Raw genomic sequence first — 21035 nt, 5'->3', positions numbered from 1 at the left:
TTTCCCTATCCTACTTCATTTTAAATTAAGGAAAAATATGATAAAATAAACTGACTAGAAAAAACAAAGGAGAAACCATGTCTCAACTCTATGATATTACCATTGTAGGTGGTGGTCCTGTCGGGCTTTTTGCAGCCTTCTATGCCCACCTACGCCAAGCCAAGGTCCAAATCATCGACTCTCTTCCCCAACTAGGTGGACAACCTGCTATTCTCTACCCTGAAAAGGAAATTTTAGACGTCCCGGGTTTCCCAAACCTGACTGGAGAAGAGTTGACTAACCGTCTAATCGAGCAATTAAATGGCTTTGATACCCCTATTCATCTCAACGAAACGGTTCTTGAGATTGAAAAACAAGAAGAAGGATTTGTCATCACAACTTCTAAAGGAAGTCATCTGTCTAAAACTGTTATCATTGCTATGGGGGGTGGTGCCTTCAAACCACGTCCGCTGGAACTAGAAGGCGTTGAGGGCTATGAAAATATCCACTACCACGTTTCTAACATTCAGCAATATGCTGGTAAGAAAGTGACGATTCTGGGTGGTGGGGACTCAGCTGTTGATTGGGCTTTAGCTTTTGAAAAAATTGCGCCAACTACCCTTGTCCACCGTAGAGATAATTTCCGCGCCTTGGAACACAGTGTCCAAGCTTTGCAGGAATCTTCTGTGATCATCAAGACACCATTCGTCCCTAGCCAACTCCTTGGAGATGGAAAAACACTCGATAAACTTGAAATCACAAAAGTCAAATCTGATGAAACAGAAACTATTGACCTAGACCACCTCTTTGTCAACTATGGTTTCAAATCTTCTGTTGGTAACCTTAAAAACTGGGGTCTGGACCTCAACCGTCACAAGATTATCGTCAATAGCAAGCAAGAATCTAGCCAAGCAGGTATCTATGCTATCGGTGACTGTTGCTACTATGACGGAAAAATTGATCTGATTGCGACAGGGCTTGGAGAAGCACCAACCGCTGTTAACAATGCCATTAACTACATCGACCCAGAACAAAAAGTACAACCAAAACACTCTACTAGTTTATAGAAAAAGAACCACGAGTCACATAGGATTCGTGGTTTTATAGTTCATCGGCTAATTTGTTAGCTCATATTTCCCCCTTCTTTAACAAAAATAAAAATGCCTATCAAACTGATAAAACATGTGATATAATAGGGACGGCACTAACAATACGCCTTGGAAAAGGAGGTATTACAGATGCTAGAACTTCTCAAAATAGTACTTATCGCAGTCATCGAGAGTATCATCTCATGGCTGGTGACTCGTTGGTTAGACGATCACTTCGACAAGTAACCTTCCTGGTTAGTGCTATCTAACCCAGAAAAAAATCCCCTCAGTATTGCAGTACCGAGGGGATTTCTGTTAGCACTAAAATGCTAGAACTTCTCAATTCCCCTTTATTATCTCACATACTCTATTTAATTGTCAAGAAAGAGGTGTTTTATATCTTTATAACTCATCGGCTATCTTATTGATTTTTCTGAGTCTGTGGTTAACACCACTTTTGGTCAGAGGGGCGCTAAGGCTATCAGCTAACTGCTGAATAGAATAGTCTGGGTGTTGAATCCGCAACTGCGCTACCTCCTGCAAATCCACTGGAAGGTTTTCTAAGCCCATGATATCTTTGATTTTACTGATATTGTTGATAGTCTTCATGCTGGCAGAAACTGTCCGAGCAATATTGGCTGTTTCTGCATTATTGGCCCTATTGAGGTCGTTACGGGTTTCTCGCAAAATCTTAACTCGCTCAAAATCGTCACGCGCCTGCATGGCTCCAATTACTATCAAGAAGTCCATAATGTCTTCGGCACGCTGGAGATAAGTCACAGCCCCCTTCTTGCGCTCAAGCACCTTAGCATCCAGTAAAAATTGCTGGAGAAGGGAGGCAATCCCTTGCGCGTGGTCCAGATAAACAGAACTGATTTCCAACTGGTACTTGCCTGACTCAGGGTCACGAATGCTTCCATTTGCCAAGAAAGCACCACAAATATAAGCACGACCTGCTTCCTCATCCGATAAAATCTCCTCATCAATACCTGTTTCCAAACCAAAGAAAGAGTCTGCCAAGTGCAAATCACTCAACAAGTCCTGCACTTTTTCATCTGTAAAAACAGTATAGACCCGATTTTTGCGAAGATTGCTCCTCTGGTGGTGGCGAATTTCCGATTTGATTTCATAGAAATGGAGAAAGGACTCATAGAGGTGACGAGCCAGCTTAGCATTTTCTGTCACGACAGACAAGGTCAAGCCCGAAGTCGAGAGACCGATACTGCCAGACATTTTGATAATGGCAGATAATTCATGCCGGCTCAGATGGTGCTGACCCAGGATTTCTTCTTTTACTGCTACTGTGAAACTCATTTTCTCACCTGTATAATCCGCATCAACTCGTCCACAATCAAATCCCCATCGTGGAAGGCACCTCCATTTTCCAGACGAAGGAAGTTGGATGAAATCACGCGCGGAACTTGCTTACAAAGACCAGTAAAGTCATGTTCCACCTGCACCAAGTATTCATCAAAACGGTTGGAATTCATGTATTCCTGAGGCACTTTTTCAATATTCACCAAGACAGTATCGATAAAAGGTCGACCAAGGTGACGATGCAAGACCTCCACGTGGTCACTATCTGTAAAGTGTTCCGTCTCCCCACGTTGGGTCATGATATTGCAGACATAGGCGATTTCTGCCTTGGTTTCCAAAAGGGCCTGCCCGATTTCTTTAATCACGATATTGGGCAAAATCGAGGTAAAGAGGGAACCAGGTCCTAGGACAATCATGTCACTTTCAAGAATGGTCTGCACCACTCGACGGCTAGCCAGAGGCGTATCATCGTTGAGGGTATTGGTCACATAGACATGGTCAATCATGCCTGGATGGTCTGCAATATGACTCTCTCCAGCCACTTCTGTACCATCCTGAAAGACTGCATGAAGGGTCAAGGGATGGTCACTGGAAGGATAAATCTTCCCTGTTGTATGGAAAAATTTGCTCAACAACTGCATGGCATTATAGGTTGAACCCTGCATTTCTGACAGCCCTGCAATAATGAGATTGCCCAATGGATGGCCAGCAAAGGCTCCCGCATCTTCAGAAAAGCGGTACTGAAAGACTTTCTCATAAAACTTAGGCATATCCGACATGGCCACAAGGACATTGCGAAGATCACCTGGCGGTGTCAACTGTTGCATATTTTTTCGGAGTTCACCTGATGAACCACCATCATCCGCCACCGTTACAATAGCCGCGATTTCCACATCTTTTTCACGCAGACTTTTAAGAATGACGGGGATCCCAGTCCCTCCACCAATCACCGTTATCTTTGGTTTTCTCATGAACGGTTTACCGTTTCCTTTCTTCGGTCTTTGTCACGATGTCCTTCATTGACAGGCCAATTCTTGGATAAGTCCTGTGCCAAGCGTTTGGCAAAGGCCACACTACGATGTTGTCCACCTGTACATCCCATGGCAATGGTCAAAACTGACTTACCTTCCTTTTGGTAACTTGGCAAAATTGGCTCAATCAAGGCCAACAAATGCTGGTAAAATTCTTCTGACTCGGGATGGTTCATGACATAGTCATAAACTGGTTCATCCACACCCGTTTGATTACGCAGTTCTGGTAGATAATAGGGATTTGGTAAGAAACGAACATCAAAGACCAAGTCCGCATCAATCGGAATTCCATATTTAAAGCCAAAAGACATGACTTCGATACGGAAAGACTGGGCTTGTTCTTGGTCTGAAAACTGCTCTGCGAGGGTTTTACGCAGCTCACGTGGAGTAAGTTCAGTTGTATCCACTACATTTTGACTCATATTTTTTAAAGGTGCCAAGAGCTCACGTTCCAGCTTGATTCCATCCAAAATCCGACCATCTGCAGCCAGAGGGTGGCTCCTTCTGGTTTCCTTGTAACGAGCGACCAATTCCTTATCTGCCGCATCCAAAAAGAGGATTTTAAAGTCCAGTTCTTCCTTGTTTTCCAACTCATCCAAAACAGCTTGAATCTCTGAGAAGAAAGAACGGCTACGCATATCCACTACCAAAGCCAACTTATGGTCGTCTTCCCTTGTTTCCACCAACTGCAAAAACTTAGGTAAGAGAGCTGGCGGCATATTATCAATAGTGAAATATCCCAGATCCTCGAAGGACTGAATGGCTACAGTTTTTCCTGCACCACTCATCCCTGTCACAATCACCAAGTGAAGTTGTTTCTTTGTCATCTATCTCTCCTTATATCAAAAGAAGTTTGGCAACACCAAACTTCAACTAGCTTATCCAATCTCTGCGATGACTTCAATTTCGACTTTTACATCACGAGGAAGACGAGCTACTTCCACAGCTGAACGAGCTGGAAATTCCTCTTTAAAGGCCGTTTGGTAAACCTCATTAAAAGTAACAAAGTCGTTCATATCGCTCAAGAAGCAAGTTGTTTTGACAACATGGTCAAAATCTGTTCCTGCTTCTGCCAAAATAGCACCGATGTTTTTCAAGACTTGTTCTGTCTGTTCTTGGATTGTTTCTCCAACGATTTCCCCAGTTTCAGGAGATAGAGGAACTTGACCGCTAGCAAACAAAAGATTGCCAACGATTTTTCCTTGAACATATGGTCCGATAGCCTTTGGAGCCTTATCTGTATGAATTGTTTTTGCCATTTCTTTCCCTCACAATTTTTCTAAGATTGCATCCCAAGCCTCATCCATCCCTGCCTTGCTGACAGATGAAAAGAGGATAAAGTCGTCACTTGGGTCAAAGTTTAATTTCTTTTTGATTACTGATTCGTGCTTATTCCATTTACCACGAGGAATCTTGTCCGCCTTGGTCGCCACAATGATGACTGGAATCTCATAATACTTGAGAAATTCATACATCTGCACATCATCTGCTGACGGGTCATGACGGAGGTCAACTAGACTGACTACCGCACGGAGATTTTCCCGAGTCGTTAAGTACTCCTCAATCATGCGCCCCCACTTTTCACGTTCCTTTTTAGAAACACGGGCATAGCCATAACCAGGCACATCCACAAAGCGCATCTTGTCATCAATGTTAAAGAAGTTGAGAAGCTGGGTTTTCCCAGGTTTCCCTGACGTACGAGCCAGATTCTTACGGTTCAGCATGGTGTTGATAAAGCTAGACTTGCCAACATTTGAACGCCCTGCTAGGGCAATCTCTGGCAGTTCATCCTGTGGGTAGTGGGATTTATTCGCCGCACTGAGCAAGATTTCAGCATTGTGTGTATTGATTTCCATAGTCACCTCTAGGCTGTTTCCAAGATTGGTTTATCCGTTCCATCGACAGCTTCTTTTGTGATGCGAACCAATTTCACATTTTCCTGACTCGGTACTTCAAACATGACGTCTAGCATGGTTTCTTCAATAATTGAGCGAAGACCACGCGCACCTGTCTTCCGTTCGATGGCCTTATTGGCGATTTCTTGAAGGGCTTCGTCGTCAAATTCCAACTCGACATCATCATAAGAAAGCAAGGTTTGATATTGTTTAACCAAGGCATTTCTTGGCTCTTTCAAGATACGAACCAAGTCATCAACCGTCAATTGCTCAAGAGCAGCAAAGACAGGCAAACGTCCAATCAACTCAGGGATAATACCAAATTTTTGAATATCTTCCGCGATGATTTCTTGCATGTATGAGCTGTTTTCATCAATCGCTTTATTGTTTTGGCCAAATCCGATGACTTTTTCACCAAGACGTTGTTTGACGATTTCTTCAATGCCATCAAAGGCACCACCCACGATGAAGAGGATATTTTTAGTATCCACTTGAATCATTTCTTGTTGCGGATGTTTGCGTCCACCTTGAGGCGGTACGCTGGCAACCGTTCCCTCAATAATCTTGAGAAGGGCTTGTTGCACTCCTTCACCAGAAACGTCACGTGTGATCGATACATTCTCGCTCTTCTTGGCAATCTTGTCAATTTCATCCACGTAGATAATGCCACGCTCTGCACGTTCAATGTTAAAGTCAGCAGCCTGCAAGAGTTTGAGGAGGATATTTTCCACATCCTCACCTACATAACCAGCCTCCGTAAGAGCTGTCGCATCCGCAATTGCAAAAGGTACATTCAAGCTCTTAGCCAAGGTCTGAGCAAGGAAAGTTTTCCCCGAACCAGTTGGGCCAATCATCAAGATGTTTGACTTCTGCAAATCCACATCTTCTGACTCTTCACGCGTATCGTGGAAATTGATGCGTTTGTAATGGTTGTAAACAGCTACTGCCAAGGCACGCTTGGCACGATCTTGACCGATTACGTAGTGGTTCAAGATATGGAGAAGTTCGATTGGTTTTGGAACTTCAGACAAGTCTGCCAAGACTTCCTCAGCCAACTCCTCCCGAATAATTTCCTGGGCTAACTCCACACATTCATTACAGATAAAGGCGTTGTTACCTGCGATTATTTTTTGTACTTCTTCCTGGCTTTTGCCACAAAATGAGCAATAAACCATCATATCATTATTCCTATTTGTAGGCATGATTTCCTTCCGTTCTATTCTATACTGTCATTCTATCTAAAATAAGGTCATGTAAAAAGCATGGATACTATTGACCAAATTGGTAAAGGCATTTAACCAGAGCAGGACAGAAAGTCCATAGCGCTTTTTACGAAAAGCCTGTACTCCTGCAAGTAAGCAGACCAAACACAGCATGGCTGTGAAAAAACCAAATATACTACGTTCCATTAGACTTCCTTTCTCTTGCGGTATTGGATGGTAAAATCATAAGGATTTTTGTCATCTTTGGTATAAGATTTGCTTGAAACCGTCTCAAAAAGAGACAAGTCAAACTCCTCAGGAAAATAGGTATCTCCTTCCACCCGAGCATGAATTTGAGTCACAATCACTTCATCAAGGTAGGATTCAAAAGCCTGAAAAATCTGCTTTCCACCAATAATATAGAGATTCTTTTCTTGAGCCTGATACCAGTCCAAGACAGACTGGACATCATGAAAAGTAGTAACCCCATCTATCTTTTCTACTGGATTACGAGTCAAAATCAGGGTCTCCCTTTTTGGAAGCAAGCGACGCTCCATTCCATCAAAGGTCACGCGCCCCATCAAGATGGCATGATTCAGAGTTGTTTCTTTGAAGTGTTGCAGTTCTGCTGGCAAATGCCAAGGCAGACGATTGTCCTTACCAATCACACCCTCTTCATCCTGGGCCCAAATAGCTACAATTTTCTTAGTCATGCTTCCATCCTTTTCACTGATAGTACTATTTTATCAAAAAACTCAAAAAAAGACTGGTTTGGAATGCGTTCAGTTTGATAGAAAAGAAGCAGGCTAGATTTAGCCTGCTTCTCCGGTCCCTAGGACATGCGTTTTTTTGCTTCTGATTCAATTTTTTTGACTACTTCTTGAATACTTAGTCCAGTTGTGTCAAGGTAAACTGCATCCTCTGCTTGTTTGAGAGGTGAAGTCTCACGATGACTATCCTTGTAGTCACGCGCAGCAATTTCCTCTTTTAGCGTTTCAAGGTCTGTTTCAATTCCCTTGGCAATATTTTCCTTGTAACGGCGCTCTGCTCTTTCATCAACAGAAGCTACTAGGAAAATTTTCAATTCTGCTTGTGGCAATACAACAGTCCCAATATCGCGACCATCCATGACAATCCCACCTTGCTGGGCAATCTCTTGTTGGAGGGAAACTAGTTTCTCACGTACTTCAGGAATTGCTGCAATAGCAGAAACATGATTGGTCACTTCATTTTCACGAATAGGATGAGTAATGTCCACATCTCCTACAAAGACAAGTTGTTCTCCAGTTTCTGAGCGCCCAAAGCTGATTGGATGCTGGTCCAATAAGTCTAGAAGTGCTTCAACTTCTTCAACTCCTAATTGGTTCTTGAGAGCCATGTATGTTGCTGCACGATACATAGCACCTGTATCAAGATAGGTATAACCAAAATCCTTAGCAATAATCTTTGCGACTGTACTCTTACCACTTGAAGCAGGACCGTCAATAGCAATTTGAATTGTTTTCATATCAACTCCTATTTGATTTTGATAACATCACCTGGATTAGCAAACCAAGACCCTGTAGCCATATGCCCAGGATTCAAGGCCTCTAGCTGAGCAATCGAGATTCCTGCACGAGCGGCAATGGTTGCTTCTCCTTCTCCAGCCTGAACTGTAATTGTCCCTTCACTATCAGTATGCTCTTCAGAATGACTTTCACTAGATGAGCTCTCTGTAGAAGTTGCTTCTTCACTCTTGCTAGATGAAGATGCAGATTCTTCTGTTACAGAGGTTGAAACAGGGGCAGATGAATCATAAAAATCTTTCAAGGCTGCTGTACGATTACTCCCTCCACTTGAAAGGTAAATCAATACTATTATCATTACTACAACAATCACGAAAAAGAGACTAGCTAGAATCGTCAAGACACGATTTGCAACAATACCTGTACCTTTTTGATTACGTTGACGTCGTTCCGTTCTTATCTGTTCTTCCTGATTCTCATAAATATCTTCTTGCCACGGTTCTTTTGCCATACCTTACTCCTTGTTTTTTTTTACTTTTCTTATTACAATATAAATATGAAAATCACACTTATACCTGAACGCTGCATTGCCTGTGGGCTTTGTCAAACTTATTCTGAATTATTTGATTACCACGATAATGGAATCGTGCGTTTTTACGATGATCCTGATCAACTAGAAAAAGAAATTTCTCCTAGTCAGGACGTCGTAGAAGCTGTTAGAAACTGTCCGACACGTGCCTTGATTAAAGATCAACTCTAATATCGACAAGAACGTTCCACTCCTTCTAGTTTAGCATATTTCCATGCAAAATTATAGTCTTTTCTCTTTATTTTTTTCTGTAAAATCAGGAAGATCACTTTTTTCTTTGATAAGATAAAGTGGTCTTTTTTTGGTCTCTAGATAAATCTTACTGATGTACTTGCCGAGAATCCCAATGGTCAAGAGTTGAATCCCACCAAGGAAGAGAATAACAGCCATCAGAGAGGTCCAACCTGACGTCGGATTGCCCAAAATAAGAGTCCGAACCACAACAAAAAAAGTCATTAGTAGAGAAATAAAACAAGATAGGAGACCTGCCACAAAGGCTATAATCAAGGGAAAATCTGAAAAATTAACAATCCCTTCAATGGAGTAGAAAAAGAGTTGCCTAAAACTCCAACTGGTCTTGCCGGCCTGTCTTTCGACATTTGGATAGTCCAGATAGTGGGTTTTAAAACCGACCCAGGCAAAAAGTCCTTTAGAAAAACGATTGGACTCAGTCAAGCTTAAAATGGCATCGACCACAGACCTTCTCATCATGCGAAAATCACGGACACCTGACGGCAAGGCTACTGGACTAATTTTTTGCATAAGGCGATAAAAGAGATTAGCGCAGAGACTACGTAAAACTGGTTCTCCCCCTCGACTGGTTCTCCGTGTTCCTACACAGTCCAAATCTGCATTTTGGTCTAGTAAGTTTTTCATCTCAAGCAACATACTAGGAGGATCCTGGAGGTCTGCATCCATCACCACCACTAGGTCTCCTGTCGCATATTGTAAGCCTGCATACAGAGCTGCTTCTTTGCCAAAATTTCGTGAGAAAGAAATATAATGCACTGCCGGATTTTGCTCCCGATAGGCCTTTAAGAGTTTCAAGGTCCCATCACTTGATCCATCATCGACAAAGACGTACTCGATTTCCGTTTCCAAATCTGGAAGTAAAGCTTCCAAAGCCTGATAAAAAAGAGGAAGTACTTCCTCTTCGTTTAAACAGGGGACAATGATTGACATCACCATCTTAGTCTTCAAATCCATTTGGATGCTTGCTCTGCCAACGCCATGCGTCTTCACACATTTGAGTGATGCCGAGTTCTGCTTCCCAGCCCAGTTCTGCTTTAGCTTTTGCAGGATCTGAATAGCAGGCTGCGATATCACCTGGGCGGCGTTCAACGATACGGTAAGGAATTGGGCGCCCCACTGCTTTTTCCATGTTTTGGATAATTTCAAGAACAGAATAACCTTTACCTGTTCCAAGGTTATAAACGTTTAGACCTGAACCTTTTTGGATTTTTTTCAGTGCTGCAACGTGACCTTTAGCCAAATCGACAACGTGGATATAGTCACGAACACCAGTTCCGTCTTCCGTATCGTAATCATCCCCAAATACTTGCACTTGCTCTAATTTACCAACGGCTACTTGAGTCACATATGGCAAGAGGTTGTTTGGAATACCGTTTGGATTTTCTCCCAAATCACCACTCTCATGGGCTCCGATTGGGTTGAAATAACGAAGCAAGACCACATTCCATTCTGAGTCTGCCTTGTAAATATCCGTCAAAATTTCCTCAAGCATAAGCTTAGTGCGGCCATAGGGATTGGTCACTGAAAGTGGGAAATCTTCCAAGATTGGCACTGTATGAGGATCTCCGTAAACTGTCGCAGAAGAACTGAAGATGATGTTTTTACAGTTGTTTTCTTCCATAACTTTCAAAAGGCTAACAGTCCCTGCGATATTGTTATCATAATAGGCAAGAGGAATACGAGTAGATTCACCGACAGCCTTCAAACCAGCAAAGTGAATAACCCCTGTTGGTTCTTCTTGCTTGAAAATATCTCTGAGGGTATCAGTGTCACGGATATCTGCCTCATAGAAAGGCACTTCAACTCCTGTGATTCTCTCAACAACTTCTAAACTTTTTCTGTTACTATTAACAAGGTTATCCACCACAACAACTTGATGACCTGCTTGGATTAACTCAATAACAGTGTGGGTTCCGATAAATCCTGCTCCACCCGTTACCAAAATCTTTTCTTGCATCTTCTTTCCTCGATTCTCGGATTATTTTTTCTTATTTTACCATTTTTGATAGGGAATGTCATTTGCCATCCTAGAGGGATGACTAAAATTTTAGTAAAATGCTTATTCGCTTTTTACCCGTTTGACATAGTTTTCAATTGGGTAGTTTAGAGGGTCCAAGGTTAACTCCCTATCTTGAATCAGTTGAGCTAGATGGTAACCAATGATAGGACCAGTTGTGAGACCTGATGAACCTAGTCCACTAGCAACATAGACACCTGCTAAGCCAGGTACTTGCCCAAAGAAAGGAGAGAAATCGCTGGTATAGGCACGGATTCCCACTCGTTCACTTCTGGAAGTCGCTTCCGAAAAAACAGGATAGTGGGGCAAGGCTGCCTCCTCCATTTGTTTGAGCAAGGTTTCATCTACCGTCAAATCAAATCCCATATCATTTTCATGGGTAGCGCCTAGGGATAATTTCCCACCTGCAAAAGGAATCAAATCCCACTCCCCTTCTGGCATAACAACAGGGTAAGCTTCCATGTCTTGGGCAAGTTGATAATCTCGGAGTTGCCCCTTTTGGGGACGAACATCTACTTCATAACCTAAAGGCTCTAACAGGTGTCCCAACCAAGCTCCCGTCGCCAAAATAACCTGATCAAATACCTCTTCGTCAATCTGGTAACCTGATGCTAAAGGTGTCAGAGTTACTTTTTCTTTGACCAGTTTGACCTGACTAGCTTCTAGCAAACGAGTCACTAAGAGTTGACCATCTACTCTCGCTCCACCAGAAGCATAGAGCAAGCGATCAAATCCCTGCAAACCAGGGAATAATTCGTTAGCTGATGCTTGGTCCAGAATGGCTAATTGCCCTATCAAAGGAGATTCTTCCCTGCGCTGGAAGGCTAGTTGATAGAGTTCTTCCAACTTAGTTCCATCCTTTTTCAGGAGAAAGACTCCCGAACGCTGGTAAAAGTCGATTTCTTGCCCTGACTTCTCTAAATCAGCCAACAAATCCACATAAAAGTCAGCCCCCAAGCGCGCCATTTTGTACCAGGCCTTATTGCGACGTTTGGAAAACCAAGGGCTGATAATTCCTGCTGCAGCCTTGGTTGCCTGACCTTGTCCATGATCAAAAACGGTCACCTCTAGGTCACTTTCTTGTGAGAGGTAGTAGGCAGCTGTTGCTCCCACAATTCCTGCTCCGATAATAGCAACTTTTTTCATTGTTTTCACTTTCTAACTAGATATGGTGGAAAGGATTGGTCGATGCTTGACTAGGTACAATATCGATTGTCCAGCCATTTTCTCCTTTCCATTGACTAAGGAGTGCTGCGATTTTTTCCACAAAAAGCACTTCGATATAGTGACCTGGGTCCAATGCTAGCAAGCCATCAGACAGCATATCCTGGGCAGTGTGGTAGTAAATATCACCAGTGATATAGACATCCGCTCCTTTAGCCAAAGCATCCTTATAGAATAACTGCCCACTTCCACCACAGATGGCCACTCTTGAAATAGGCTTCTGCAAATCTCTCTCTTGATAATGCACCAATCGAAGGCTATCTAAACCAAAGACTTGCTTGACATGCTGGGCCAATTCCCCAAATGTCTGAGGCTGAACATTCCCAATACGTCCAATTCCACGTTCAGGACCTGTCTCCTGCAGATAGGTCGTTTCTTCGATACCTAGCATCTGACAGAACCAATCATTGAGACCATTTTCAACGATATCAATATTGGTATGGCTGACATAAACTGCAATGTTATGCTTGATGAGGTCGATGTAAATCTGATTTTGCGGACGGCTAGATACCAAGTCCTTGATAGGACGGAAAATCGGCGCGTGCTTGGCAATAATCAAGTCCACACCCTTTTCAATGGCTTCAGCCACCGTTTCTTCACGAATATCGAGAGCCACCATGACCCTTTGGATATCCTTGTCCAAAGTGCCAATTTGCAGACCACGACTGTCTCCCTCCATGGAAAATTCCTGAGGACAAAAGGCTTCATACACGTTAATCACTTCACTTGCTAACATGGAGCACCTCCTTGATGGCTTGAATTTTATCTACTAGAACTTGACGTTCTTCCAAATTTTTTTCAGGGATTTGTCCAAGGGCGAACTCTAGCTTAGCAGCTTCTTTTTGCCATTTTTGGACAAAGACTGGACTGATCTCTTTGGACAAGAAAGGTCCAAAGCGAACATCACTGGCTGATAGCTTCATTTGTCCTGCTTCCACCACCAAAATCTCGTAAAACTTGCCAGCTTCTTCTAAGATGCTTTCAGCTACAATCTGAAATCCGTTCTCTTGTAGCCAGATACGCAAGTCGTCTTCACGATTATTGGGCTGAAGGATCAATCGTTCTACATTAGCTAACTTGTCCAAGCCTTCTTCTAAAATCCTAGCAATCAAACGACCACCCATACCAGCAATGGTAATGACAGACACTTGGTCTGACTCTTCAAAGGCTGCCAAGCCATTGGCTAAACGAACCTGGATTTTCTCCTTTAGGCTGTGAGCCTCAACATTTTTGACTGCAGATTGGTAGGGACCTTCCACCACCTCACCTGCAATGGCACTTTCGATTTTTCCTCTTTCGACCAAGTCGATAGGCAGATAAGCATGGTCACTTCCCACATCTAGTAAAATAGCTCCCTGTGGCACAAAGGAAGCCACTAATTCTAATCTCTTTGAAATCATTTTCTCTCACTTTCCAAAACTCTATTACCTCTTATTATACCACATTTCAGCTGGCAATCTTGTACCTAAAAAGACCGCAATCCACAGATTGCAGCCTTTCTTTATTTTCTGGCTTGATAGCGACTAGTCAGGATGAAAATCACGGTAAAGACCAACATCATGACACCATAAACAGGTAGTGTTTGTCCTGTCAAGGTTGAAATTTCAAGCAGTTTTTGAATTCTTGGGAAGAGAGCTGTGGCTAGGAATCCTCCTACTGACCAAACAATCAAGAGGACACGCCATAGGGTAAATGGCATGCAGGCTCTAAATACGGATAAGAAACCGATAGACCCCAGTAGATAATAGAGGAGGGTTGAGATTTCTAACTCAGACCAGCCTTGGCTACTTCCAAATATTTTCACAAAGAGAACGCTGAAGACGACCATGAGAGCGCTTGGTAGGGCACGAAGCATGGATCTTCTGAGGAAGTTTGGCTCGACAGGTTTGATATTTCGCTCAAAAGTCAGAACGAATGGTGGGAAACCTTCCACGAACTGGTCTATCATGGTAATCTGGATTGGAATGAAGGGGAAAATTAAGATCCATTCAGACCGTCCCAGAAGAGCACTGGCAATACAGATAACTGCCAACAGGAAGGAATAGATAGTTTTAATCAAGAAAATCGGTGCGATGTGGGCAATGTTATTGACCACCCGACGGCCTTCGAAGAGAATCTCAGGAACATCATTAAAGTCAGAGTTCAAGAGAACCAGATTGGCAATCTGACGAGTCGCAGGATCTCCCTCAGCCATCACGATGGAACAATCTGCCTCACGAAGGGCCAGAATATCATTGACCCCGTCCCCTGTCATAGCTGTTGTATGACCCGCTTTTTTCAGCGTTTGGATGATGAGTTTCTTTTGATGAGGGGAAACACGTCCGAAAATAGCTGTCTCTTCAGCTATAGCAATCAATTCCTCATCCGTCATTTTCGAGCAATCTACATAACTGTGGTAGTCCGCAAAACCTGCCTTCTGAGCAATGCTGGAAACCGTAACGGGATTGTCACCAGAGATAATCTTGAGGCCCACTTCCTGAGAACGGAGATAGTCCAGCGTCTCTGCTGCTCCCTCTCGAATGGGGTCCAAGATTTCCAGCAAGGCTAGAGCCTGAATATCAGATGGTTTTTGTGGCTTGTGATAGTCAAGTTTTTCTTGACTGAGCGCTAAGACCAAGACACGAGATCCTCGTTCAAGAGCTTCTCTGGCTTCTGGGACTTCAGCATCCAACAACATCTCCGGTGCGCCTAGGAAAACAGTGCCTAGACCTTCTAACTCCATAGCTCCCCACTTTCGGTCGCTTGAGAAAGGAAGATTCGAAAGCATAGGGTAGGCTACCTGATCTTGGAAACGCTGGCGAATAGCTTGAGCTGTTGGATTTTTATCCTCACTATGGGCTATATAGCTGGCCAAGATGCTAGCAAGCGCTGACTCTCCATACTCTTCGGTCAAAGGAAGAACAGACTCCACCTGCATCTTTCCTTGGGTAATGGTACCCGTCTTGTCCAAACAGAGCATATCCACACGCGCCAAGGTCTCAACAGAGTACATCTCCTGTACCAAGACTTTTTTCAAGCCAAGCTTAATCACCGCGGTAAGGAGCGAAGTAATGGTCAAAAGGGCGATTCCTTTGGGCAACATCCCCAAAAGGGCTGTAGACGAATTTACAACAGATGACTTAAGTGGCAAGCCTTTTAAAAGCAAGGCTTCTAGCAAGAGAGCTAGACCAAAAGGAATGATAATCTTTCCAGTAAAACCTGCTAACTTATCCAGCGATTTCATAATTCGGGAGTTGATAGGTTTCACTGTCTTTGCTTCCAGCATGAGTTTGGCAGCATAGTTGTCTGCACCGACATGGTGAACTTGAGCTAAAACTGCCCCACTGGCTAAGAAACTTCCTGACAAAAGTAAGGCATCCACTTCCTTTTGCACCAAATCACTTTCTCCCGTTAGCATGGCTTCATTAACCTCCGCAAAGCCTTCCAAAACCAAGGCATCACTAGGAATCTGCTCTCCTGCAGACAAACGAATGACATCTCCTAACACCAATTCTTCAGGATTCAGAGACACTTCTTGGCCATCACGGATAGTTTTGACCTTTTCCTTGGTCATGAGATTAAGCTTGTCCACCATATGTTTGGCGCGTAGCTCGGTCACAATTCCAGAAAAAGCGTTAAAGCAGATAACAGCAAAGAAGACCAGATTGCTCCAAGCCTGCACAAAGGCTAGTGCCAAAGCAATGGCAAAGTTCAAAGCGTTAAAAAGAGTAAAGACATTTCGTTTGATGATTTGCCAAGTGCTGGTACTGGCCGAAGCAGTAAAATCATTGACCAAGCCCTTAGCCTGTCTTTCCTTGACTTCTCTTTGGGTTAATCCCATAATCTTATTTTTATCCATAAATTCTATCATATCATTTTTTCTAAAAGAATTCTAATCTCATCCCAAATATGCATCTAGTCAAGGGAAAAGTTTGCCAGCCCTCCTTTGATAAGGTATAATAATAACAAGAAATAATCGAAGGAGATCGCATGTTTTATACTTATTTACGTGGATTGGTTGTATTGCTCCTATGGTCTGTTAATGGCAATGCCCACTATCATAATACTGATAAAATTCCTAATCAAGATGAAAATTATATCCTGGTTGCACCTCACCGCACTTGGTGGGATCCAGTTTACATGGCTTTTGCGACCAAGCCAAAACAGTTTATCTTTATGGCCAAAAAAGAGCTCTTTACCAACCGTATCTTTGGTTGGTGGATTCGTATGTGTGGTGCCTTTCCTATCGACCGGGAAAATCCTAGCGCTTCTGCCATCAAATACCCTATCAATGTTCTCAAAAAAAGTGACCGCTCTCTCATCATGTTTCCAAGTGGGAGCCGTCACTCAAACGATGTAAAAGGTGGCGTAGCTCTGATTGCCAAAATGGCCAAGGTCCGTATCATGCCGGTTACCTACACAGGTCCCATGACCTTGAAAGGCTTGGTTAGCCGTGAGCGTGTCGATATGAACTTTGGAAATCCAATCGATATCTCCGATATCAAGAAAATGAATGATGAAGGCATTGAAACAGTAGCCAATCGCATTCAAGCAGAATTCCAACGTTTGGACCAAGAAACGAAACAATGGCACAATAATAAAAAACCAAACCCACTCTGGTGGCTTATCCGCATCCCTGCCCTCATCCTTGCCATTATCCTCGCTATCCTAACCATCATCTTTAGCTTTATCGCAAGCTTCGTATGGAATCCAGATAAGAAAAGAGAAAAACTTATTTAAATAAATACAACAATCCCTTGGCAAAAGCCAAGGGATAAATCTTTTATTCGATTTTCCATTTTTGAGCTAACCAGTTAGAAAAAGCTAGAAATCTCTCATCCACTTGTTCATGATGCCCATAAGGGTCAAAGACAAACTGACAGTTCGGATAGTGTTTCTGAAGACTGGTATGGATCTGCTCAGCATAGACTGGTGCTTGAGCCAAGCGATTAGTATGGTGTGCTCCTTCTGTTTGACCGTTCTGTAAATACAGCAAACAGTCCAAATTTTTCACTGTCTCTGTCTTGCAGTAAGTCACAAAATCAGGATACCAAAAGGAACCGCAGATCGAAAAGACACAGGAAACCTTGTCAAAGCTGAAAAGACTGTAGACTGCCGCTAAACCACCTAGTGAATAACCTCCATAAGCAAGGCGTGCTTCATCCAGGCGATAAAGCGACTGCAACTTGTCTAAAAGACCTCCAAATAAATGATCATGATAGACGTTGGCCTGACCTCCAAACTCTGGAGCTCCATCTCTCAGAGCAGCTGCCTTCCAAGGAGTGTAGTCATCTAGGCGATTTTTAGAGGTCAATCCCACTAAAATCACAGATTCGGAAAGGGACGATAGGAAGTCCAAGTTTCCATCATTCAATAAAATTGCCGGATAGATTTGATTGGGGTCGTAGTTAGAAGGAAGGCTGATTTTAACTTGAATTCCTTCCCAATCAAACTCATTATTTATTGATAAAGTCATTGATTTTCTCAAGGGAATCAATCACTGCTGGACCATAGTCCATCAATTCATCGTAAGAGATGGTCATGATTTTTTGATTCTTAATAGCAGGAACGCTTTCCAAAACAGCATTTGCCTTCATCAACTCTACTGCTTTTTCATCCAATTTTTTATTGCGGTCGCTGGTTACATAGATAATCAATTCAGGATCCATTGACACGAGATTTTCCAAGGTCAAGCCTGATGTACCCGTAGCAACGTTTGTATAACCAAGTTGGTTCAGCAAACTTTCTTGCAAAGCAGACTTGTAGGCACCGAAGGTTTCATCATTATAGGCAACCATAATCAAAGCCTTTTTCTTTTCACCTTGACTTGCTGGGTTTGCTTTCTTAACAGCATCAATTTTAGTTTGTAATTGGGATGCGTATTCATTAGCCTTGTCCTGAACATTAAAAATCATGCCAAGATTTTTGACATCTTCTACGATATTCCCCAAATCTTGCTGAATTGTAGAGAGAGAAGCTTTTTGCGTATAAATTGGGATTTTGTTTTCATTCCAAGCGCTAACTGTCCCCAAGGATTTTTCAGAAAACATCATGTTTCGCCCCATCACAGCGTCCGGCTCATAAGAAAGGACTGTCTCTTGTGAGACTGTTTTTTTATCCCCAATTTGAGGAATCGTCGCAATCGCGTCCTTGTATTTGTCCGTCACAGCATTGTCTGGATTGAGCATGCCAACAATTTTATCCTTCAACCCCAACTCCAATAAGATTTCAGTGGTTGAAAGATTGTTGGTGATAACTTTTTCAGGTGCCTTGTCAAAAACTTGTTCGACTTCATTTCCTTTAGCATCATAGGTTTTGATAGTTAGCGGATAAGTCGTCTCTGCTTTAGCCTTTTGACTTGTCTCTGTGCTAGATTGTGTGGTAGCTTTTTCTGTAGTAGTGTTACCACAAGCTGCCAAAGTTAAGGTAGCTACTGTTACGAGTAAAATGCTTAGTGTTTTTTTCATTTTGTTTTCCTTTTCATTCTTATAAATAGTGAATCATGGCTTGCTGGTCCTCGGTCCAAGTCACCTGACTTTGAACTCCGTATACAGTTTGCAATGACTCAGGGGTGATGGTCTCCTTTGGAGTCCCTTGGTAAAGGATTTCTCCCTCTTTCATCAGATAGAGATAATCCGAATAGCGACAAGCAAGTTGAATATCATGTAGGACAGCTAGAACATTGACCTTGAGCTCCTTCACAATAGCCAACAAGTCTAGCTGATACCTGATATCCAGGTGATTGGTTGGTTCGTCCAGGAGCAAGAGAGTCGGTTCTTGCGCCAAAGCGCGGGCTAGTAAGACTCGCTGTTTCTCTCCCCCTGACAGGGACGAATAGAGACGAGTTTTCTTCTCAAGCATATCCACCTTGACAAGAGCATCTTGAACGAGGGCATAATCTCTTTCCCTTTCCTTCTGTAAAAAAGAGAGGTGGGGAGTTCTTCCCAGCAAGACGATTTCTTCAACTGTACAATCAAACTGCAATTGATTAAACTGAGTCACAACTGCCATTTGCTTGGCTGTTTCTTTGAGTGACCAATGTTCCAGTGGCTTTCCATCTAGGCTTATCAAGCCTTTGTCCGCCTTTTCCTGACGATAGAGGAGTTTAAGTAGACTGGTTTTCCCGCTTCCATTTGGTCCTAGTATCGTGTGAAATTGATGCTCCTCAACCTTAAGAGAGACTCCTTTGAGGATTTTTTTCTCTCCTAGTCCAAAGTGGATATCCTGACAAATCAAGTCCATATCAGACCCTCACCTCCCTTCGCCGACCTCCAACAATGTAGATGAAGAAGGGAGCACCTACTAAGGCTGTGAAAATACCAATAGGAAGCTCTGCGTTTGGAATGATGATACGAGAGAGTACGTCTGCCCAGATGACAAAGAGGGCACCTAGCAAGGTTGCAACAGGAAAAAGCCTCTTGTAATTCGTTCCTACTAACCCTCGAGCTAAATGTGGAGTAATCAGACCGACAAATCCAATAATCCCACAGGTTGCCACTAAGACTGCTGTCAGCACAGCCACCATGGTCACATAAAGATACCAATAAAAGCGTAAAGGAATCCCCAAAGTTAAAGCAGCCTCATCTCCCATCATCATCGCATTGAAAACACGATACTGAGTAGAGAAAAATAGAAAGGCTATTCCTACTACTATAGTTGGCAGGACCAAGTCTGCCCAGGAAGTCCCAGCGAGCGAGCCCATGGTCCAAAACTTAATGGTCATCACGCTATCCGCATTAGCGCCAACTGAGATAATAAAGTTGGAAAAAGCCAGAAAGAGAGCGTTGACCACCGTTCCCGATAAGATTAGACTAGAAATCGTCATCCTTCCCTGCATAGAGGCAATGATGAGGACAGCAATTGTTGCCAAAATAGCTCCAAGAAAAGCTCCAAGGCTAATCATCACTTTTAAACCAAGAATGATGCTCAAGGTTGCCCCTAGAGTTGCACCCGCAGAGATGCCTAAGACATAAGGCTCAGCGATGGGATTGTTCACTGTAGACTGCATCACGCTACCACACATAGAAAGGCCTGCTCCTACTATCAGACCTAACAATACTCGAGGGAATCTCATGTTCCATACAATGGCAAGAGTAGACTTAGAAACCTCTCCTATCTCAAGAGGAAATCCTAACCTGCTCAAAATAATCCGATAGGTATCTCCTAGATGAATCGCAACGGATCCCATTGAAACTGCTAGAAAGAGGGAAATTCCTAAAACACCTAGTAAAATACCTAAAAGCAATACAAATTGCAGGTCCTGTCGGCTTCCAGAAAATTTGGAAAGCATGCAAACCTCCTTTGATAGAATCTTAAAAATTTAGAAAATTCTCATGAAAAGTATACCATATTTTCAACAATGGAACAAGCTGAGAAAAATGAATATAGTTGGTCTCACAGTGCTAATAATCGTAACCGAAGATTATACTTGAGTATATAGAGGTAAAGTGACAACATAAAAAGCCCTCTGAAGTCAGAGAGCTGATTTGAGCTCGGGCTAAAATCAATACAAAAAAAGCTACCCAATTTAGAGTAGCTTCATTATCAAGATATGCTCAATTGAACACGGCCTAAGCACTTGGCAAAAAAGATAAAATCTCCTAGAAACTGAAGTTTCTTCGTCAATTTTCCTATTTTTGCTTTGTGCTTTTGACGGCCTTTGTATCTTGAATTAACGACGAAGTCCTAGAGAGTTGATTAACTCACGGTAACGGTTAACGTCGTTTTTACGCAAGTATGCAAGCAAGTTACGACGGCGACCGATTTTCTTCATCAATCCACGGTAAGTAGCGTGGTCTTTTTTGTGTTGTTTGATGTGTTCGTTAAGGTGGTTGATTTCCCAAGTAAGGACAGCAACTTGAACCTCTACTGAACCTGTATCACCTTCGTGACGTGCATATTGTGCGATGATTTCATTTTTTTTCTCTTTTGAGATTGCCATGATGTTTCTCCTTTTT

At 42.8% G+C, this 21035-nt stretch carries 24 protein-coding genes; 3 read left to right on the top strand and 21 right to left on the bottom strand.

All coding sequences use genetic code 11. From position 1 onward, the window contains the following. The first annotated feature begins 77 nt into the window (after positions 1-77). Positions 78-1046, top strand: a complete 969-nt coding sequence (locus PAN07_RS09255) for an NAD(P)/FAD-dependent oxidoreductase (RefSeq protein ID WP_000081015.1) — start codon at positions 78-80, stop codon at positions 1044-1046. A 423-nt stretch (positions 1047-1469) separates the two neighbouring features. Here PAN07_RS09255 and whiA read toward each other — a convergent pair whose 3' ends face one another. From whiA to PAN07_RS09205, 10 genes are all read right to left on the bottom strand, one after another. Next, a complete protein-coding gene (gene whiA, locus PAN07_RS09250; protein ID WP_269797726.1) occupies positions 1470-2381 on the bottom strand; it encodes a DNA-binding protein WhiA in 912 nt (303 codons plus the stop codon). Continuing rightward, positions 2378-3355 carry a YvcK family protein gene (locus PAN07_RS09245; RefSeq protein WP_001231080.1) on the bottom strand — a complete coding sequence of 326 codons (978 nt, stop codon included), beginning with the start codon at positions 3353-3355 and terminating at the stop codon, positions 2378-2380. The genes whiA and PAN07_RS09245 overlap by 4 nt, the downstream gene beginning before the upstream one ends. Continuing rightward, complete coding sequence (rapZ, locus tag PAN07_RS09240) at positions 3352-4242, bottom strand: RNase adapter RapZ (protein WP_125454992.1); 891 nt, start codon at positions 4240-4242, stop codon at positions 3352-3354. Before rapZ ends, PAN07_RS09245 begins: the two co-directional genes overlap by 4 nt. Before the next feature lie 51 nt (positions 4243-4293). Beyond that, positions 4294-4674: a RidA family protein gene (locus PAN07_RS09235; protein ID WP_269797725.1), complete on the bottom strand. Its 381-nt coding sequence runs from the start codon at positions 4672-4674 to the stop codon at positions 4294-4296. Between the two features lie 9 nt (positions 4675-4683). After that, a complete protein-coding gene (yihA, locus tag PAN07_RS09230) occupies positions 4684-5271 on the bottom strand; it encodes a ribosome biogenesis GTP-binding protein YihA/YsxC (RefSeq protein WP_269797724.1) in 588 nt (195 codons plus the stop codon). An 8-nt stretch (positions 5272-5279) separates the two neighbouring features. Further along, positions 5280-6512 (bottom strand): ATP-dependent Clp protease ATP-binding subunit ClpX, encoded by a 1233-nt coding sequence (gene clpX, locus PAN07_RS09225; RefSeq protein ID WP_012972566.1) that lies wholly within the window; start codon positions 6510-6512, stop codon positions 5280-5282. Between the two features lie 36 nt (positions 6513-6548). Continuing rightward, positions 6549-6719 (bottom strand): hypothetical protein, encoded by a 171-nt coding sequence (locus tag PAN07_RS09220; protein ID WP_045612102.1) that lies wholly within the window; start codon positions 6717-6719, stop codon positions 6549-6551. Next, positions 6719-7225 carry a dihydrofolate reductase gene (locus tag PAN07_RS09215; RefSeq protein WP_045612103.1) on the bottom strand — a complete coding sequence of 169 codons (507 nt, stop codon included), beginning with the start codon at positions 7223-7225 and terminating at the stop codon, positions 6719-6721. The genes PAN07_RS09220 and PAN07_RS09215 overlap by 1 nt, the downstream gene beginning before the upstream one ends. A gap of 119 nt (positions 7226-7344) precedes the next feature. Then, positions 7345-8019: a (d)CMP kinase gene (gene cmk, locus PAN07_RS09210; RefSeq protein WP_269797723.1), complete on the bottom strand. Its 675-nt coding sequence runs from the start codon at positions 8017-8019 to the stop codon at positions 7345-7347. 8 nt (positions 8020-8027) lie between these two features. Then, the gene (locus PAN07_RS09205) at positions 8028-8528 is read right to left on the bottom strand and encodes an SAG1386/EF1546 family surface-associated protein (protein WP_269797722.1); all 501 of its coding nucleotides are present in this window, start codon (positions 8526-8528) and stop codon (positions 8028-8030) included. Between the two features lie 45 nt (positions 8529-8573). Between PAN07_RS09205 and PAN07_RS09200 the strand changes: the two genes are divergently transcribed. Further along, complete coding sequence (locus PAN07_RS09200) at positions 8574-8777, top strand: ferredoxin (protein ID WP_162496576.1); 204 nt, start codon at positions 8574-8576, stop codon at positions 8775-8777. Between the two features lie 51 nt (positions 8778-8828). Here PAN07_RS09200 and PAN07_RS09195 read toward each other — a convergent pair whose 3' ends face one another. From PAN07_RS09195 to PAN07_RS09170, 6 genes are all read right to left on the bottom strand, one after another. Continuing rightward, positions 8829-9794 (bottom strand): glycosyltransferase family 2 protein, encoded by a 966-nt coding sequence (locus PAN07_RS09195; RefSeq protein ID WP_031237605.1) that lies wholly within the window; start codon positions 9792-9794, stop codon positions 8829-8831. 1 nt (position 9795) lies between these two features. Next, a complete protein-coding gene (gene galE / locus PAN07_RS09190) occupies positions 9796-10815 on the bottom strand; it encodes a UDP-glucose 4-epimerase GalE (protein WP_120718596.1) in 1020 nt (339 codons plus the stop codon). 102 nt (positions 10816-10917) lie between these two features. Further along, entirely contained in the window at positions 10918-12021 is a 1104-nt protein-coding gene (locus PAN07_RS09185) for an FAD-binding oxidoreductase (protein ID WP_269797721.1), read from the bottom strand. 16 nt (positions 12022-12037) lie between these two features. Further along, complete coding sequence (locus PAN07_RS09180) at positions 12038-12835, bottom strand: Nif3-like dinuclear metal center hexameric protein (protein WP_269797720.1); 798 nt, start codon at positions 12833-12835, stop codon at positions 12038-12040. Next, positions 12822-13499: a tRNA (adenine(22)-N(1))-methyltransferase TrmK gene (locus tag PAN07_RS09175; protein ID WP_201058882.1), complete on the bottom strand. Its 678-nt coding sequence runs from the start codon at positions 13497-13499 to the stop codon at positions 12822-12824. The genes PAN07_RS09180 and PAN07_RS09175 overlap by 14 nt, the downstream gene beginning before the upstream one ends. Before the next feature lie 101 nt (positions 13500-13600). Beyond that, entirely contained in the window at positions 13601-15937 is a 2337-nt protein-coding gene (locus tag PAN07_RS09170) for a cation-translocating P-type ATPase (RefSeq protein WP_269797737.1), read from the bottom strand. A gap of 131 nt (positions 15938-16068) precedes the next feature. Between PAN07_RS09170 and PAN07_RS09165 the strand changes: the two genes are divergently transcribed. Next, positions 16069-16818: a 1-acyl-sn-glycerol-3-phosphate acyltransferase gene (locus PAN07_RS09165; protein WP_269797719.1), complete on the top strand. Its 750-nt coding sequence runs from the start codon at positions 16069-16071 to the stop codon at positions 16816-16818. A 43-nt stretch (positions 16819-16861) separates the two neighbouring features. Here the strand turns inward: PAN07_RS09165 and PAN07_RS09160 are convergent, their stop codons facing one another. The 5 genes from PAN07_RS09160 to rpsO form a co-directional block, all read right to left on the bottom strand. After that, positions 16862-17554: an alpha/beta hydrolase-fold protein gene (locus PAN07_RS09160; RefSeq protein WP_218493623.1), complete on the bottom strand. Its 693-nt coding sequence runs from the start codon at positions 17552-17554 to the stop codon at positions 16862-16864. Beyond that, the gene (locus PAN07_RS09155; RefSeq protein ID WP_125448162.1) at positions 17535-18545 is read right to left on the bottom strand and encodes an ABC transporter substrate-binding protein; all 1011 of its coding nucleotides are present in this window, start codon (positions 18543-18545) and stop codon (positions 17535-17537) included. The genes PAN07_RS09160 and PAN07_RS09155 overlap by 20 nt, the downstream gene beginning before the upstream one ends. Before the next feature lie 19 nt (positions 18546-18564). Beyond that, complete coding sequence (locus tag PAN07_RS09150) at positions 18565-19320, bottom strand: ABC transporter ATP-binding protein (protein WP_125448163.1); 756 nt, start codon at positions 19318-19320, stop codon at positions 18565-18567. 1 nt (position 19321) lies between these two features. Next, on the bottom strand, positions 19322-20368 hold the full coding sequence (locus PAN07_RS09145; RefSeq protein WP_269797718.1) for an iron ABC transporter permease: 1047 nt from the start codon (positions 20366-20368) through the stop codon (positions 19322-19324). A gap of 381 nt (positions 20369-20749) precedes the next feature. Continuing rightward, positions 20750-21019: a 30S ribosomal protein S15 gene (rpsO, locus tag PAN07_RS09140; protein WP_001018251.1), complete on the bottom strand. Its 270-nt coding sequence runs from the start codon at positions 21017-21019 to the stop codon at positions 20750-20752. Positions 21020-21035 lie beyond the last annotated feature (16 nt).

The sequence above is a fragment of the Streptococcus sp. SM5 genome (genome assembly GCF_027497975.1).
This window is presented reverse-complemented; position numbering and strand designations above follow the sequence as displayed.

Coding starts and splice junctions, on each gene's coding strand:
- PAN07_RS09145 (WP_269797718.1), bottom strand. CDS start 20,368: ATGCTTTCCAAATTTTCTGGAAGCCGACAGGACCTGCAATTTGTATTG.
- rapZ (WP_125454992.1), bottom strand. CDS start 4,242: ATGACAAAGAAACAACTTCACTTGGTGATTGTGACAGGGATGAGTGGT.
- PAN07_RS09185 (WP_269797721.1), bottom strand. CDS start 12,021: ATGAAAAAAGTTGCTATTATCGGAGCAGGAATTGTGGGAGCAACAGCT.
- PAN07_RS09150 (WP_125448163.1), bottom strand. CDS start 19,320: ATGGACTTGATTTGTCAGGATATCCACTTTGGACTAGGAGAGAAAAAA.
- rpsO (WP_001018251.1), bottom strand. CDS start 21,019: ATGGCAATCTCAAAAGAGAAAAAAAATGAAATCATCGCACAATATGCA.
- galE (WP_120718596.1), bottom strand. CDS start 10,815: ATGCAAGAAAAGATTTTGGTAACGGGTGGAGCAGGATTTATCGGAACC.
- PAN07_RS09195 (WP_031237605.1), bottom strand. CDS start 9,794: ATGGTGATGTCAATCATTGTCCCCTGTTTAAACGAAGAGGAAGTACTT.
- yihA (WP_269797724.1), bottom strand. CDS start 5,271: ATGGAAATCAATACACACAATGCTGAAATCTTGCTCAGTGCGGCGAAT.
- clpX (WP_012972566.1), bottom strand. CDS start 6,512: ATGCCTACAAATAGGAATAATGATATGATGGTTTATTGCTCATTTTGT.
- PAN07_RS09215 (WP_045612103.1), bottom strand. CDS start 7,225: ATGACTAAGAAAATTGTAGCTATTTGGGCCCAGGATGAAGAGGGTGTG.
- PAN07_RS09255 (WP_000081015.1), top strand. CDS start 78: ATGTCTCAACTCTATGATATTACCATTGTAGGTGGTGGTCCTGTCGGG.
- PAN07_RS09175 (WP_201058882.1), bottom strand. CDS start 13,499: ATGATTTCAAAGAGATTAGAATTAGTGGCTTCCTTTGTGCCACAGGGA.
- cmk (WP_269797723.1), bottom strand. CDS start 8,019: ATGAAAACAATTCAAATTGCTATTGACGGTCCTGCTTCAAGTGGTAAG.
- PAN07_RS09235 (WP_269797725.1), bottom strand. CDS start 4,674: ATGGCAAAAACAATTCATACAGATAAGGCTCCAAAGGCTATCGGACCA.
- PAN07_RS09180 (WP_269797720.1), bottom strand. CDS start 12,835: ATGTTAGCAAGTGAAGTGATTAACGTGTATGAAGCCTTTTGTCCTCAG.
- PAN07_RS09155 (WP_125448162.1), bottom strand. CDS start 18,545: ATGAAAAAAACACTAAGCATTTTACTCGTAACAGTAGCTACCTTAACT.
- PAN07_RS09200 (WP_162496576.1), top strand. CDS start 8,574: ATGAAAATCACACTTATACCTGAACGCTGCATTGCCTGTGGGCTTTGT.
- PAN07_RS09160 (WP_218493623.1), bottom strand. CDS start 17,554: ATGACTTTATCAATAAATAATGAGTTTGATTGGGAAGGAATTCAAGTT.
- PAN07_RS09165 (WP_269797719.1), top strand. CDS start 16,069: ATGTTTTATACTTATTTACGTGGATTGGTTGTATTGCTCCTATGGTCT.
- whiA (WP_269797726.1), bottom strand. CDS start 2,381: ATGAGTTTCACAGTAGCAGTAAAAGAAGAAATCCTGGGTCAGCACCAT.
- PAN07_RS09170 (WP_269797737.1), bottom strand. CDS start 15,937: ATGGATAAAAATAAGATTATGGGATTAACCCAAAGAGAAGTCAAGGAA.
- PAN07_RS09220 (WP_045612102.1), bottom strand. CDS start 6,719: ATGGAACGTAGTATATTTGGTTTTTTCACAGCCATGCTGTGTTTGGTC.
- PAN07_RS09205 (WP_269797722.1), bottom strand. CDS start 8,528: ATGGCAAAAGAACCGTGGCAAGAAGATATTTATGAGAATCAGGAAGAA.
- PAN07_RS09245 (WP_001231080.1), bottom strand. CDS start 3,355: ATGAGAAAACCAAAGATAACGGTGATTGGTGGAGGGACTGGGATCCCC.